The organism is Allomuricauda sp. CP2A, assembly GCF_001683915.1.
GTDB lineage: Bacteria > Bacteroidota > Bacteroidia > Flavobacteriales > Flavobacteriaceae > Flagellimonas.
In genome coordinates this window covers 69,029-84,332 of sequence record NZ_LXTT01000139.1, presented here as the reverse complement: position 1 = coordinate 84,332, position 15,304 = coordinate 69,029, and the positions used below count along the sequence as shown (strand labels likewise).

The window sequence follows — 15,304 nt, the reverse complement described above, 5'->3', positions numbered from 1 at the left end:
TCCTGTAATTGATAATATGTATGGAAAGGGCGTGTTTTCCATTTTGGATTATTCTGCAGAGGGAAAGGAAGCGGACAATCAGTTTGATTTTGCCTTGGAAAAGACATTGGAAATCCTGGATTTTGTCAAGGAAAAAGATGCTATCCCTTTTGCCGTGTTCAAACCCAGTGGTTTCGGACGGTTCAAACTCTATGAAAAAGTCAGTGCCGGCAAAACGCTGACCGAAAGTGAGTCAGCAGAGTGGGGACGCATCATCAATCGGTATGAAAAAGTCTGCAAAAAGGCCCACGACCTTGAGGTGTCTTTGCTCATAGATGCCGAAGAAAGTTGGATGCAGGATGCTGCGGATGATCTGGTGTTGGATATGATGCGCAAATACAATACGGAAAAAACGGTTGTCTTCAACACCTTCCAAATGTATCGTTGGGATCGCATGGACTACTTGAAAAAGCTCCACAAAATTGCCAAGGAAGAAAACTTTACCATTGGGGCAAAAGTGGTGCGGGGCGCTTATATGGAAAAAGAAAATGAGCGAGCCCAAGAAAACGGATATACCAGCCCTATCTGTAGATCCAAACAAGAAACGGATGAGAATTTCAATTCGGCCTTAGCGTATATTATGGAGCACTTGGAACAGATTACCATTTTTGCGGGGACCCATAATGAGGAGAGTTCCTTTAAATTGATCGATCACATGAGAGAAAAAAACATAGATCCTTCGGATGGGAGCGTTTGGTTTGGCCAACTTTTTGGGATGAGCGACCATATCACTTACAACTTGGCCGCCCAAGGCTATAACGCTGTTAAATACGTGCCTTACGGTCCGGTCCGGGATGTAATGCCCTACCTGATCCGAAGGGCGGAGGAGAACACTTCGGTGGCCGGACAAACCTCAAGGGAACTGGCTTTGATACAGAAAGAAAGGAAGAGGAGGAAGTTGGATTCTTAATTTATACCCACGTTTTCCACTATTATCTTATCCGGGCAGTTCTTTACCCTTAGGATTTGGGCATCTTGTTCAACAATATAGGTCTTACACGGCTCAGACTTGGTATCGCTTTTTCCAAAATCAATATCGCCATCGGTCAAAAAGGATTTGATCAAGATGGTATCCCTGTATTTTTCGGGCAGTGCCTCCCCAAAAGTCAATGGCTTGGAGCGCATGTCCTTCAATACCCTACAATTGGGAAAATAGCAGAAATCTATTCCCTCTTCACCCGATTTTTTCTTCAGGAAGAACACCAAAAAAACTATTCCAATGGATAGGCCTACCAAATACCATCCCAAGCGCCGTAAAAATGCCATTCAATTAAAAAATAAGGAAATTAATATCGTTGTAATTCAATCCAAACCAGTCCCCGACAGATTTATTGGTCAAGATGCCATGGTACATGTAAAGCCCATTTCGCAAGCCTTTATCAAATCTCAGGGAATGTTCCAGGCCACCGTCTTCACCAATTTTAAGAAGATAGGGCGTAAATATATTGCTGATGGAAATCGAGGATGTTCTGGGGTATCGGGATGGGATGTTGGGCACTCCGTAATGGATAACCCCAAATTTATCGATAGTGGGTTTGTTGTGACTCGTTATTTCTGAAGTTTCAAAACAACCTCCCATATCAATACTCACATCTATAATGACCGCCCCTTTCTTCATATTTTCCACCATGGTACTGGAAACCACGACCGGTGAACGATCTTTGCCACGGGTGGCACCGATGGCAACATCGCAGCGCTTCAGGGCTTTTATAAGATTTTTGGGCTGAATGGTAGAGGTGTAAATGGTGCGGTTAAGATTGGTCTGAATGTGTCTCAACTTACTGATGGAATTGTCAAATACCTTTATGTTGGCCCCTAATCCCAAGGCCGACCTGGCTGCAAATTCACCAACGGTCCCCGCTCCAATGATCACCACCTCCACCGGGGGCACGCCACTGATGTTGCCGAACATCAATCCGTTTCCCTTGCTTGTTGTGGCCATCAGTTCAGATGCGATCAGGATGGAGGAAATCCCAGCAATTTCACTCAAGGACCTTACCGCCGGATAATTGCCATCTTCATCCCTAATATATTCAAAGGCAATGGCCGTAAGTCGTTTTTTGGCCATGGTCTCAAAATATTCCTTCTGTTGGGTCTTAATTTGTAATGCGGAAATTATGATGGTCTGTGGATTCAGTAAATCTATTTCGGATAGGGTGGGGGGCTCCACTTTAAGAATGATCGAACAAGAAAACACCTTCTTAACATCCCTTGTGATCTCGGCACCGGCATTGGTATAGTCAATATCCGAAAAATTGGCGCCGTCCCCGGCACCGGATTCGATCAAAACCCTATGCCCATGGGCAGTAATGGCATTGACAGCGTCTGGGGTAAGGCAAATGCGCTTTTCTTGGTATTGGTTTTCCTTGGGAATACCTATAAAAAGTTCTCCCTTCTGTTTCAAAACCTCCAAGGTTTCTTCTTGGGGCAAAAGTTGCTGTCTGCTAAAAGGGGATGATGGTTGGTTCATAAGTAGTAAATCAGTTCATCGTACCACATCAAGGTAAGAAAACAAATTTACACTTTTTTTGAAAGGGTCTTTTGGCGTTCTTCCAGTTTCTCACGCTCTTTTCGAAGCTCTTCTTTTTCCTTCAATATTTGCAGTTCGGTGTCCATGGCATCCAGATCAATCCCGTGAACGTGTTTGTCCACCAACTTTACCCGGATAAAATATACAATGGGCACCACCACCATGGAAACGGCAATCACATAGAACACCTCATTCTCATCTACTTCTTGGGAACTTTCAAATATGGCACTGTACAATTGAAAACTGTACATGGAAATGGGGATCAGTACAGCATGATACCACCATTGTTTGCTGGTAACAAACCAAATGACCAGCAAAACCAACGGAATCAGTTTAATGAGATAAAACCAGACTGCCGTCCTGGCATCGGCAAATCCATTTGTACCAACCTTAAACAAGATAAAGTCCAATGACTCAGTATCACTGGGCATGTATTTATACGAATAAAACATGATGGGCGATAGCACTATAAGCAAAGTAATCAGCCCCTCAAGAACAAAACGTTTTCTTATCTTTTTCTTACTGCGCATACATGTATAACTACAGATGCCAGCTTTTATTGTATAAAAAAACCCCTTGCGAGAAGGGGTTCTAAAAGAATAATCTTTTTGACTGTTACATCTTACCGATGTCTTTTTTCTTAACGCTTACGGTTTGGTCCTTATCAATGTCGATAGTACCAGTTGAAACCGCAGTCATTGCCAAAAAAGCAACAGCAAGTAGTCCAAAAAAAACTTTTTTAGTGTTCATCGTAAAAGAGTTTTTGGTTAATAAATGAATTCATCTACAATACAAATGTAGGAAAATATTTCAACCTACACTACGTTTTGTCGATAAAAATTGCATTTTAACGTAAAAAATGTTCATTTTATCGATTCGACACAATATTGTAGAACAACACGTTGAAGATAACAGGAAAGGTCTTTAACGAATATTTAACTCGACTGAACGTGTATTTTCATCGACCAAATGCAAGAAAAGGGGTACAACATCGTCAGGTAAGAGCGACTTTATTTTTTCAGGCCATTCCATAAAAACCCAAGCCTCGGAATTTAAATAATCTTCAAGTCCCATGTCAAGGGCCTCGGTTTCATCCTCCAACCGATAAAAATCAAAATGATAGGCCAACAAATGGCCTTTTGCATCATGGTATTCGTTTACAAGACCAAAAGTGGGGCTGCTTCCACTGTCCACAGCTCCCAATTCTTTGACCAATGCTTTAATTAACGTGGTTTTGCCGGCGCCCATCTCACCGTAAAAACAGAGTTGCTTGCCCGGGGTGACCTCAATAATGGCCTTGGCCACCTCTTGGATCTCATTTAATTGGAACGTTTTTTTCAATTCAGTTTATTTTGCCTCCAAAACTACAAAAGGAACTATCATTTCTTCCAAAGAAACCCCACCATGTTGATACGTATTTCGATAATAGCTCACGTAGTGATTGTAATTATTGGGATAGGCGAAAAAGAGGTCGTTCTTGGCAAAAATATAGCTGCTGCTCAGGTTGATGTTCGGCAAATGAATATCCTGAGGGCTTTTTGAGGCCAAAACATCCTTATCCTCATAGGTAAGGCTTTTTCCTGTTTTGTACCTGAGGTTGAGGCTGGTCTCACGATCTCCGATGACCTTGGAAGGTTGCTTTACGTTTATGGTGCCATGATCCGTGGTCAAGATGAGTTTCATCCCCAAACTTTGGGCTTGTTGTATAATATCCAATAAAGGCGAGTTTTTAAACCAGCTCAAGGTAAGCGACCTATACGCTTTGTCATTGGATGCCAACTCTTTTACGACCTCCATTTCGGTTTTGGAATGGGAAAGCATGTCCACAAAATTATAGACCACCACCGTAAGATCGTTCTCTTTTTGTGATTTAAAATTCTGGGCCAGCTGTCTTCCCTGTTTTAGGTTGCTGATTTTATGATATTCCCATTTTAGATTGAGGCCCAGACGCTTCAATTGTGCTCCCAAAAAATCGGCTTCAAAAAGGTTTTTTCCGCCATCGTCCGTGTCGTTTTTCCACCAATTGGGATATTGCTTTTCCATGTCCAAAGGCATCAAGCCCGAAAAAATGGCGTTCCGCGCATATTGAGTTGCGGTTGGAAGAATACTGAAATAAGCACTTTCCTGTTTTTTCTTGTAGTGTACCGATAAAGTTTCCTCAAAAGCCAGCCATTGATCGTAACGAAGATTGTCAATGACCACCATCAACGTCTTGTTTCCTTCCAACTCAGGCTGGATTTTATTTCGAAAAAGCGTGTGCGACATAATGGGAGCGTCCCCATCTTTGAACCAGCTCTTGTAATTCTTGTCCACAAATTTGCTGAACTGGGAATTGGCCTCCACTTTTTGGGACTCCAAAATCTCGAACATTCCGGAATCCTCGATTTCTTCCAATTGCAATTCCCAATAGATCAATTTTTTATAAAGCTCGGCCCATTCGTCGCAGCTATTTACCATGGAGAGGTCCATGGCAATTTTCCTGAATTCCTGCTGGTAGCTTGAGGTGGTCTTCTCAGAGACCAATCGCGAATTGTCCAAGCTTTTTTTCAAGGACAATAATATTTGATTTGGGTTTACGGGTTTGATGAGGTAATCGGCAATCTTGGAACCAATGGCCTCGTCCATAATATATTCCTCCTCGCTCTTGGTGATCATCACCACGGGAATGGAAGCATCCAGCTTCTTGATTTCATTGAGGGTTTCCAAACCGGAAATCCCGGGCATGTTTTCATCCAGAAAAATAATGTCGAAAAAAGAGTTGCGTAGCTCCTCCAAAGCATCTTGTCCACTCTGACTGGTAACTACGGTGTAATTTTTACTTTCTAAAAAAAGAATGTGAGGTTTTAGCAGATCAATTTCATCATCGACCCAAAGAATTGTAATCTTGTTCATATAGTAGTTATCTTTGTGGCATTAAAACAAACTTCCTTGGTAAAAACCAATAAGCTTAACGTTTTTAACGATCCAATTTACGGTTTTATTGGAACTCCAAATGAACTTATTTTTAAGCTGATAGGCCATCCGTACTTTCAGCGGCTACGCCGGATTTCACAAATGGGCATGTCCTATTTGGTATATCCCGGAGCGCACCACACCCGTTTTCACCATGCGCTGGGAAGCATGCACCTCATGGACAAGGCCATCCAAGTCCTAAAATTAAAAGGGGTGGAGATTTCCGAAGATGAAGAAACAGGCTTGCTCTGTGCCATTCTTTTGCATGATATGGGCCACGGTCCTTTTTCCCATGCCCTGGAAAGGTTTGTGGTCAGGGACTTAAGCCACGAATCGCTTTCACTCAAATTCATGATGGAACTCAATAAGGAGTTTAATGGGCAATTGAGCACCGCCATTTCCATATTCAAAGGGGAATACCCCAAACCTTTTATGAATCAGTTGGTGTCCAGTCAGCTGGATATGGACCGAATGGATTATCTAAAACGAGACTGTTTTTATGCGGGGGTAACAGAGGGAAACATCAACTCGGAACGGCTGATCTCCATGCTCAATGTTGCCGAAGGCAATCTTGTTGTTGAGGAGAAGGGCATCTATGCCGTTGAAAAATTCCTTATGGCCCGAAGGTTCATGTATTGGCAGGTATATCTGCACAAAACAGGGCTGGTTGCCGAGCAGTTGCTTGTGCGAATCATGCAGCGGGCCCGTAAGCTCCTATCTGAAGGAAATGACTTGGAAGGGAGCAGGCCGCTACTGTTTTTTCTGAAACAGAACGGTACCATTCATTTTGATGCTGAAGTATTGTCCATTTTTGCCCGGTTGGATGATGTGGATATTTTGGGTGCCTTAAAATCTTGGCAGTCCCATGATGATTTTGTGCTTTCAAAAATGTGTGGGATGTTGCTTGATCGGAAGTTGTTGCACATCAAGATAAAAAAGCGACCGGCAGATCCTCAAAAAATGGAAAAAAAATTACTGGAAATCATCCAAATGTACGATCTTTCGCCAGAAGATGCCGCCAACTTTGTGTTTCAGGGCGAAATATCGAACAAGGCGTATAGTGAAGAACAACAGGCCATTAACATTCTCAAAAAGAATGGAAAGATAACCGATGTGCTCAAAGAATCTGATCAACTCAGTTTAAAAGCATTGTCCACAACCGTGACCAAATATTATAGCTGCTATCCCAAGGAAGCTGTTTGACAAATTTTGTTACTTTTGCACAAATGAAATTTACAGCGACCCAAATTGCCGGAATCCTAGAGGGGGAAGTTGAGGGAAATCCTCAAATCGCTGTTCATAAATTATCCAAGATCGAGGAAGGCGAGAAAGGCTCGTTGACGTTTTTGGCCAATCCAAAATATACTTCTTACATCTATTCCACCAAAGCATCCATCACCATTGTAAACAAGGATTTTATTCCGGAACAATCCCTGTCCACAACATTGATCAAAGTGGATGACGCCTACAAATCCTTTTCCAAATTATTGGAATACTACAACAAGGTAAAGAACAATAAAGTAGGAATTGAAACGCCCTCCTTTGTTTCTGAAAATGCCCAATACGGAGAGGGATTTTATTTAGGGGCTTTTTCCTATTTGGGGGAGAACGTTAAAATAGGGACCAACGTAAAAGTTTATCCCAATGTATATATAGGGGATAATGTCACCATTGGCAATGATGTAATCATCTTTGCCGGGGCCAAGATATACTCAGAATCCTTAATCGGAAACAATTGTACCATTCACAGCGGTGTGATCATTGGCGCCGATGGTTTTGGCTTCACCCCAAATGCCAATGGGGAATACAGCAAAGTGCCCCAAACCGGCAATGTAATTTTGGAAGACAACGTGGACGTTGGTGCCGGAACAACCATTGACCGGGCCACCTTGGGATCCACAATACTCCGTAAGGGCGTTAAGCTGGACAATCAGATCCAGATCGCCCATAATGTTGAAATTGGCGAACATACCGCAATAGCTGCCCAAACAGGCATTGCAGGATCTACCAAGATTGGAAGAAACTGCCTTATTGGTGGGCAAGTTGGCATTGTAGGCCATATTACCATAGGAGATCGCGTAAAGATCCAGGCACAATCCGGCATTGGAAGAAATGTTAAGGATGATGAAGTGCTTCAGGGATCACCGGCATTAAACTACGGCGATTTCAATAAATCTTATGTACACTTTAAAAATTTACCAAAATTGGTAAATCAAATCTCCAACATAGAAAAAAAGGTTGAAGGTGAGCAAAATTAGCAATAAGCAACGCACCATAGGAAAGAAAGTAACGCTACAAGGAGTAGGGTTGCACACAGGCGAGAACGTTACCATGAGTTTTGTGCCCGCAAAAGAAAATCATGGCTTTGCCTTTAAGCGTGTAGATCTGGAAGGTGAACCCATAATTGAGGCCGATGCCAACTATGTGGTCAATACCCAACGCGGGACCAACTTGGAAAAAAATGGAGTGAAAATCCAAACTTCCGAACATGTTTTGGCCGCTTTGGTGGGGCTGGACATTGACAATGTGCTGATAGAACTTGATTCCCCCGAACCTCCCATTATGGATGGGTCATCCAAGTATTTTGTAAAAGCTTTGGAAGAAGCAGGAATTGTGGAACAAGAGCAAGAGCGCGAAGAGTACATTGTTAAAGATGTCATTTCCTATAAAGATGAGACCACAGGCAGTGAAATTACTGTGATACCTTCCGATCATTATCAGGTTACTACCATGGTAGATTTCGGCACCAAAGTATTGGGCACACAGAATGCCACTTTGGAAAGAATTTCAGATTTCAAGGAAGATATTGCCGATGCCCGCACCTTCAGTTTTCTCCATGAATTGGAAATGCTTTTGGAGCATGGTCTGATCAAGGGAGGGGACTTGAACAATGCCATTGTGTATGTGGATAAGGAGATTTCAGAATCCACAATGAAAAAATTGGAAAAGGCGTTCAACAAGAAGAAACTGTCCGTTAAGCCCAACGGCATCTTGGACAACCTTACCCTCCATTATCCAAATGAAGCCGCAAGGCATAAATTGCTCGATGTAGTAGGGGACTTGGCCTTGGCCGGAACCCGAATCCGAGGAAAGGTCATTGCCAATAAACCAGGCCACTTTGTGAACACACAGTTTGCAAAAAAGCTTTCTAAAATCATTAAAATCGAAAAGCGAAACAAAGTTCCAACCTATGATCTTCACCAAACGCCTTTGATGGACGTTAAACAGATCATGAACATGTTGCCGCACAGGCCTCCTTTTTTGTTGGTGGATAAGATATTGGAGCTTTCAGACACCCATGTTGTAGGTGTCAAGAACGTGACAATGAACGAACCTTTCTTTGTTGGACATTTCCCTGGAGCACCTGTTATGCCAGGGGTCTTACAAGTGGAGGCCATGGCACAGACCGGAGGAATTTTGGTGCTGAGCACCGTTCCTGACCCAGAAAACTACTTGACTTTCTTTATGAAGATTGATAATGTTAAGTTTAAACAGCAAGTGGTTCCAGGGGATACTTTAATTTTTAAATGCGATTTGATTTCACCTATTCGACGGGGAATTTGTCACATGCAGGCCTATGCCTACGCCAATGGCAAATTGGTTTCAGAAGCGGAATTGATGGCGCAGATCGTTAAAACCAAAAACACAGATTCGTAGATGAACCAGCCCCTAGCATATGTACACCCAGGAGCCAAGATTGCCAAAAATGTAGTGATTGAACCCTTTACTACCATTCACAACAACGTGACCATTGGAGAAGGCACTTGGATTGGGTCAAATGTAACCATCATGGAAGGAGCACGCATTGGAAAAAACTGTAATATTTTCCCCGGTGCCGTTATATCGGCAATGCCCCAAGACTTAAAGTACCAAGGAGAAGATACCACGGTTCAAATTGGAGATAATACCACCATTCGGGAATGTGCCACCATTAATAAAGGGACATCAGACCGAATGAAAACCGTGATTGGCAACAACTGTTTGATCATGGCCTATTGCCACGTGGCCCATGACTGTATTGTTGGAGATGGTTGTATTTTCAGCAACAATTCCACTTTGGCGGGCCATGTCACCATTGGTCAGAATGTGGTTTTGGCAGGAATGGTGGCGGTTCACCAGTTCGTATCCATTGGCAACCATGCTTTTGTTACGGGAGGCTCTTTGGTCCGAAAAGATGTTCCGCCTTTTGTTAAGGCCGCACGGGAACCCCTTTCCTACGTTGGGATAAATTCCATAGGATTGCGACGAAGAGGATTTGAGGCCGACAAAATCAGGGAAATCCAAAATATATACAGAATACTATATCAACAAAACTATAACAATTCCCAAGCGGCATCCATCATAGAAGCTGAAATGGAAGCAACCCCGGAGCGCGATGAAATACTTCAATTCATCCGGGATTCGCAAAGGGGAATCATGAAAGGTTATTTTAGTTCAAATTAAATTTATGGCAAGCACGTCTGATATACGAAAAGGGTTGTGCATCCGGTACAACCACGACATTTATAAAATTGTGGAGTTTCTTCACGTAAAACCCGGAAAAGGGCCGGCCTTTGTCCGAACAAAATTGAAAAGCGTTACCACAGGAAAGGTTGTGGACAACACCTTTTCAGCAGGACATAAAATTGAGGATGTTCGGGTTGAAACTCGCTCGTACCAATATCTATATCCTGAAGGGGACACCTTTCATTTTATGAATACGGACGATTACAACCAAATTGCTTTGCAAAAAGATGCGTTGGATGCACCCGACCTATTGAAGGAAGGTGAAGTGGTGACCATTATCTTCAATGCGGAGGACAACATGCCACTTTCGGTGGAAATGCCCGCCAGTGTTGTTCTGGAAGTGACCCATACCGAACCCGGAGTCAAAGGAAATACGGCAACAAACGCCACCAAGCCCGCCACCGTGGAGACTGGTGCCCGAATCAATGTGCCACTGTTCATCAATGAAGGGGACAAGATAAAAATAGATACGGAGAAAGCAGCCTATCTGGAACGCGCTAAAGAATAAGGGGAATGAAATTTCCTAAAGCCCACACCTTAAAAGAGATTTCAGAAATCATTGGATCCGATTATGTTGGGGACGATACCTTTCCCATATTCGGCATGAATGAAATCCACGTAGTGGAGGAAGGTGATATTGTATTTGTGGACCACCCCAAATATTACGACAAAGCCTTGCAGTCCAAGGCATCCGTGGTGCTCATCAATAAAAAGGTGGATTGCCCCAAAGGAAAGGCCTTATTGATTTCGGATGATCCATTTCGGGATTTCAACAAGTTGACCCGTCACTTTAAACCCTTTCAAAGTGCCAATGCTTCCATTTCAGATACGGCAGAAATTGGTGAGGGAACCATTATCCAGCCCAATGTATTTATAGGAAACCATGTGAAAATTGGTCAACATTGTGTGATTCATCCCAATGTTACCATTTATGATAATTGTATTATTGGCAATAATGTCACTATCCATTCGGGAACTGTGCTCGGAGCCGATGCATTTTACTACAAGAACAGACCGGAAGGCTTTGACAAACTCCTTTCAGGAGGAAGGGTAGTTATTGAAGACCGTGTAGACATTGGGGCATCATGTACCATTGACCGGGGCGTTACTGGTGACACTACCATTAAGGAAGGTTCCAAATTGGATAATCAGATCCAAGTTGGGCATGACACGGTAATCGGAAAAAAATGTTTGATCGCATCCCAAGTGGGCATTGCTGGTTGTGTGGTCATTGAGGATGAAGTGACGCTATGGGGTCAGGTTGGGATCATCAGTGGTGCCACCATCGGTAAAAAAGCAGTGGTATATGCGCAAACGGGAGTTTCCAAATCCTTGGAAGGTGGCAAGACCTATTTTGGAAGTCCAGTTGAAGAAGCAAGAGAGAAGATGAAACAGATAGCACATGTAAGGCAGATTCCCGAAATCCTCGAAAAATTAAAAAAGAATTAAAAAATCAATAGTCAAAACCCCTCGCAAAGTTTATTTTTGCACCTAATTAAGTTTAACATATGAGCGTCTTAGTAAACAAAGATTCAAAAATAATTGTACAAGGTTTTACCGGTAGTGAAGGAACATTTCATGCCGAACAAATGATTGAATATGGAACCAACATTGTTGGCGGAGTTACCCCGGGAAAAGGTGGACAAGAACACTTGGGAAAACCCGTTTTCAACACCGTTGAAGAAGCGGTTAAGGAAGTTGGTGCCAATACCACGATTATTTTTGTGCCACCTGCTTTTGCTGCGGATGCCATTATGGAGGCCGCTGATGCTGGGATCAAAGTGATCATTACCATTACCGAAGGGATTCCTGTGGCCGATATGGTAAAGGCCAATGACTATATTAAAGAGAAAGATTGCACGCTTGTTGGCCCAAACTGTCCGGGTGTCATCACTCCAGGAGAAGCCAAAGTGGGTATCATGCCTGGTTTTGTCTTCAAAAAAGGAAATGTAGGCATCGTATCCAAATCAGGTACGTTGACCTATGAAGCTGCCGACCAGGTGGTTCGCCAAGGATTGGGAATCACTACGGCCATTGGTATTGGTGGCGACCCCATTATTGGAACCACTACCAAACAAGCCGTTCAATTGTTGATCAATGACCCAGAGACTGAATGTGTGGTGATGATCGGGGAGATTGGAGGTCAATTGGAGGCCGATGCTGCCAAATGGTATAAAGAAAGTGGAAGCAAAAAACCCATTGTTGGTTTTATTGCTGGTGAAACAGCCCCAGCCGGACGTACCATGGGACACGCCGGAGCCATTGTTGGCGGAAGCGATGATACGGCACAAGCCAAAAAACGAATCATGCGCGAATGTGGCATCCACGTAGTGGATTCACCCGCTGAAATAGGCGTAAAAGTGAAAGAAGTGGTTGGATAACCAACCGTTAAAACTATTCTAAATCCCGTTTTATGCGGGATTTTTTTCTTTAAAAACATAAAACAACAACTATATTTGGTTGATAACCATTCAAACACGATTATCATGAAACTTTTGGAAGGCAAAAACGTAATCATAACGGGAGCAAGTAGGGGAATTGGAAAGGGAATAGCCCAAGTTTTCGCAAAACACGGCGCCAATGTAGCGTTTACCTATAGTTCCAGTGAAGCACCTGCTTTGGAGTTGGAAAAAGAACTCACGGAAATGGGCGTTACCGCCAAGGCCTACAAAAGCAATGCGGCCAGTTTTGCAGAAGCCGAAACCTTGGTTGCCCAAGTTTTGGAGGATTTTGATGGACGAATCGATGTGCTGATCAATAATGCAGGCATCACCAAGGATAACCTGTTGATGCGAATGGGCGAAGAGGATTTTGACAAGGTGATTGAAATCAACCTGAAATCCGTCTTTAACATGACCAAAGCTGTGCAGCGTACCATGTTGAAGCAGCGAAAAGGGTCCATCATCAATATGAGCAGTGTTGTTGGTGTGAAAGGAAATGCCGGACAGACCAACTATGCGGCTTCCAAAGCGGGAATGATCGGATTTACCAAATCCGTGGCTTTGGAATTGGGTTCACGTAATATTCGTTGCAACGCTATCGCTCCGGGCTTCATTGAAACCGAGATGACCGATAAATTGGATGAAAAGACCGTACAGGGTTGGCGGGATGCCATTCCATTAAAAAGAGGTGGAAGCCCTGAAGATGTGGCCAATGCGTGTTTGTATTTGGCTTCGGACTTATCGGATTATGTTACCGGGCAAGTGCTCAACGTGGACGGTGGCATGTTAACATAGTATTGAATGGATTTACGCACGGTACTCCTTATTGTTCTTGCAGCGATTACCGCGCTTACCCTAGTTTTTTATCAATATTTCTATAAAAATCCCCGAAAGGGTTCCCTGAAAATTGTTTTGGCCGCACTGCGGTTCATTACCTTGTTCTGTGCCTTTTTGCTGTTGATCAATCCCAAATTCATCGATCGGGATTACTTCTTGGAAAAAGCCAACCTCATTGTTTTGGTGGACGATTCTTCATCCATGTTGGAAGCCCAATCCGAAACACCAGTTCAACAGGTGGTGGACCAACTTAAAGCCAATGTCGAATTAAATGAACGCTTTTCCATTCATCAATATGCGTTTGGAACGAATCTGCAAGCCACCGATTCGCTCCAATTCAATAAAAACAACACAGACATTTCCAACGCCCTTTCCACAGCACATGAGATTTTTGTAAATGGCACGAACGCCGTAGTGTTGATATCCGATGGCAACCAGACTTTGGGCCGGGATTACGAATTCATAAACCTGGGAGCCAATTTATCCGTGAACCCAGTTGTGGTAGGGGACACCACGGCGTATGAGGACATTTCCGTGGGATTGGTCAATACCAATACCTATGCCTTCCTTCGGAACCAGTTTCCCGTAGAGGCGACGATTTTGTATCGAGGTTCCCGTCCTGTTTCAAAAACCGTATCCATTTTTTTGGATGGAAATCGAGTGCACCAACAACGTGTCAATTTTGATGCTTCAAAAAACAGCCAGACCCTCAATACCCTTATTGAAGCCAAGAGTGTGGGGGTAAAGACCCTAAAAATTGAGGTGGAAGCCCTTGAAAATGAAAAAAACCAATTCAACAACAGTAAGGAAACCGCCATTGAGGTCATCGATGAAAAAACCAACGTGGTCATCGTTTCTGATATCTTACATCCTGATATTGGTGCATTGAAAAAGTCCATTGAGGCCAATGAACAGCGTTCGGTAAGTATTGTAAAGCCAACTACTGCAATTACAGTGGCCGAGGATGCCGATATTTTGATTCTCTACCAGCCCAACCGAAATTTTAGGGGCATTTATGACTACGTCACAACATCTGGAAAAAGCATTTTTACCATCACTGGCGCAAAAACGGATTGGAACTTTTTAAATCGGGTTCAGCAAAGTTTTGTCAAGGAGAACATCAATCAGTCCGAGGATATCCTCCCCGTGCTCAACAATACTTTTGGGGTGTTTGGTCTTGGGAACTTTAATGTGGATAATTTTCCGCCATTAAAAGGAAATTTGGGCGGCATCAACCTTCAAAAGAGTGGGGAAATCCTATTGTTTCAACAAATCAAGGGAGTGGATTTGGACCAACCTTTGTTTGCTGTACTTGCAGAAGGAAAACAACGGGAGGCCGTTCTGTTTGGGGAGAATATCTGGAGATGGCGTGCCCAAACGTATCGCAACACCCAAAATTTCAGTAATTTTGATGAGCTCATGGGCAATCTTATGGTGTACTTGGGCAGTAGCGAACAACGAAGTCGATTGGAATTGGATTTTGAACTGGTCTACGACAATGCAAGCATGGCCCGAATTAGGGCATCCTATTTTGATGAAAGCTATCAATTTGATTCCAGTGCCAACATCACCATTGCCATCCAAGGAAAAAATAACGATTTTAATCGCGAATCCCCCATGTTGCTCAAGGGAAATTTCTATGAAGTGGACCTAAGCGATTTGGAGGCGGGAGCGTATCAGTTTACCGTTACCGTTGAAGGCGAAAATTTGAAACGTTCCAGTACATTCAAGATTTTGGACTTTAATCCGGAAAAGCAGCTCATCTCTTCCAATTATGACAAGTTGCAACGGTTGGCCGGGAAAACAAGCGGAAAACTATATTACCCGGACCGTTTGGATGAGTTGATTAATGATCTATCAACCTCACAACGCTATCTCCCGGTTCAAAAGAGCCGTCAAAATGTTGTATCTTTAATAGATTTCCGTATTTTATTGGGATTGATTATCCTAGCTCTTGCCTTGGAATGGTTCATCAGAAAGTATAATGGATTAATATAAA

16 protein-coding genes are annotated in these 15,304 nt (G+C 43.1%); 10 read left to right on the top strand and 6 right to left on the bottom strand.

Annotated elements, in window-relative coordinates:
* The coding region (locus A7D14_RS16650; RefSeq protein WP_067037175.1) for a proline dehydrogenase family protein at window positions 1-949 on the top strand (949 nt) is incomplete at its 5' end.
* On the opposite strand, the gene A7D14_RS16645 is transcribed toward A7D14_RS16650, so the two are convergent.
* The 6 genes from A7D14_RS16645 to A7D14_RS16625 all read right to left on the bottom strand — a co-directional run bounded on the left by A7D14_RS16645 (window position 946) and on the right by A7D14_RS16625 (window position 5,461).
* A complete protein-coding gene (locus tag A7D14_RS16645) occupies window positions 946-1,305 on the bottom strand; it encodes a hypothetical protein (RefSeq protein WP_067037159.1) in 360 nt (119 codons plus the stop codon). The two genes, A7D14_RS16650 and A7D14_RS16645, sit on opposite strands and share 4 nt — an antisense overlap.
* A 4-nt stretch (window positions 1,306-1,309) precedes the next feature.
* The gene (locus A7D14_RS16640; protein ID WP_067037155.1) at window positions 1,310-2,509 is read right to left on the bottom strand and encodes an alanine dehydrogenase; all 1,200 of its coding nucleotides are present in this window, start codon (window positions 2,507-2,509) and stop codon (window positions 1,310-1,312) included.
* 47 nt (window positions 2,510-2,556) lie between these two features.
* Window positions 2,557-3,099, bottom strand: a complete 543-nt coding sequence (locus tag A7D14_RS16635; RefSeq protein WP_067037153.1) for a hypothetical protein — start codon at window positions 3,097-3,099, stop codon at window positions 2,557-2,559.
* A gap of 85 nt (window positions 3,100-3,184) precedes the next feature.
* A complete protein-coding gene (locus A7D14_RS20460; RefSeq protein ID WP_255307480.1) occupies window positions 3,185-3,319 on the bottom strand; it encodes a hypothetical protein in 135 nt (44 codons plus the stop codon).
* A 174-nt stretch (window positions 3,320-3,493) separates the two neighbouring features.
* The gene (gene tsaE / locus A7D14_RS16630; protein ID WP_067037151.1) at window positions 3,494-3,910 is read right to left on the bottom strand and encodes a tRNA (adenosine(37)-N6)-threonylcarbamoyltransferase complex ATPase subunit type 1 TsaE; all 417 of its coding nucleotides are present in this window, start codon (window positions 3,908-3,910) and stop codon (window positions 3,494-3,496) included.
* A gap of 6 nt (window positions 3,911-3,916) precedes the next feature.
* Window positions 3,917-5,461 carry a PglZ domain-containing protein gene (locus A7D14_RS16625; RefSeq protein WP_067037150.1) on the bottom strand — a complete coding sequence of 515 codons (1,545 nt, stop codon included), beginning with the start codon at window positions 5,459-5,461 and terminating at the stop codon, window positions 3,917-3,919.
* A 36-nt stretch (window positions 5,462-5,497) separates the two neighbouring features.
* Here A7D14_RS16625 and A7D14_RS16620 point away from each other — a divergent pair, with 36 nt between their 5' ends.
* The 9 genes from A7D14_RS16620 to A7D14_RS16580 all read left to right on the top strand — a co-directional run bounded on the left by A7D14_RS16620 (window position 5,498) and on the right by A7D14_RS16580 (window position 15,303).
* Window positions 5,498-6,724 carry an HD domain-containing protein gene (locus tag A7D14_RS16620; RefSeq protein ID WP_067037173.1) on the top strand — a complete coding sequence of 409 codons (1,227 nt, stop codon included), beginning with the start codon at window positions 5,498-5,500 and terminating at the stop codon, window positions 6,722-6,724.
* A 23-nt stretch (window positions 6,725-6,747) separates the two neighbouring features.
* The gene (gene lpxD, locus A7D14_RS16615; protein ID WP_067037149.1) at window positions 6,748-7,779 is read left to right on the top strand and encodes a UDP-3-O-(3-hydroxymyristoyl)glucosamine N-acyltransferase; all 1,032 of its coding nucleotides are present in this window, start codon (window positions 6,748-6,750) and stop codon (window positions 7,777-7,779) included.
* Entirely contained in the window at window positions 7,766-9,178 is a 1,413-nt protein-coding gene (locus tag A7D14_RS16610; protein ID WP_067037171.1) for a bifunctional UDP-3-O-[3-hydroxymyristoyl] N-acetylglucosamine deacetylase/3-hydroxyacyl-ACP dehydratase, read from the top strand. The genes lpxD and A7D14_RS16610 overlap by 14 nt, the downstream gene beginning before the upstream one ends.
* Window positions 9,179-9,964, top strand: coding sequence for an acyl-ACP--UDP-N-acetylglucosamine O-acyltransferase (gene lpxA / locus A7D14_RS16605; RefSeq protein WP_067037148.1), 786 nt, complete (start codon window positions 9,179-9,181; stop codon window positions 9,962-9,964). It begins immediately after the preceding gene.
* A 4-nt stretch (window positions 9,965-9,968) separates the two neighbouring features.
* Window positions 9,969-10,535, top strand: coding sequence for an elongation factor P (gene efp, locus A7D14_RS16600; protein WP_067037146.1), 567 nt, complete (start codon window positions 9,969-9,971; stop codon window positions 10,533-10,535).
* 5 nt (window positions 10,536-10,540) lie between these two features.
* Window positions 10,541-11,476, top strand: coding sequence for a UDP-3-O-(3-hydroxymyristoyl)glucosamine N-acyltransferase (locus A7D14_RS16595; RefSeq protein WP_067037144.1), 936 nt, complete (start codon window positions 10,541-10,543; stop codon window positions 11,474-11,476).
* Window positions 11,477-11,535: 59 nt separating this feature from the next.
* On the top strand, window positions 11,536-12,408 hold the full coding sequence (gene sucD, locus A7D14_RS16590) for a succinate--CoA ligase subunit alpha (protein WP_067037141.1): 873 nt from the start codon (window positions 11,536-11,538) through the stop codon (window positions 12,406-12,408).
* A gap of 105 nt (window positions 12,409-12,513) precedes the next feature.
* Window positions 12,514-13,263, top strand: coding sequence for a 3-oxoacyl-[acyl-carrier-protein] reductase (gene fabG / locus A7D14_RS16585; protein ID WP_067037139.1), 750 nt, complete (start codon window positions 12,514-12,516; stop codon window positions 13,261-13,263).
* A gap of 6 nt (window positions 13,264-13,269) precedes the next feature.
* The gene (locus A7D14_RS16580) at window positions 13,270-15,303 is read left to right on the top strand and encodes a VWA domain-containing protein (protein WP_067037137.1); all 2,034 of its coding nucleotides are present in this window, start codon (window positions 13,270-13,272) and stop codon (window positions 15,301-15,303) included.
* The last annotated feature ends 1 nt before the right edge of the window (window position 15,304 follow it).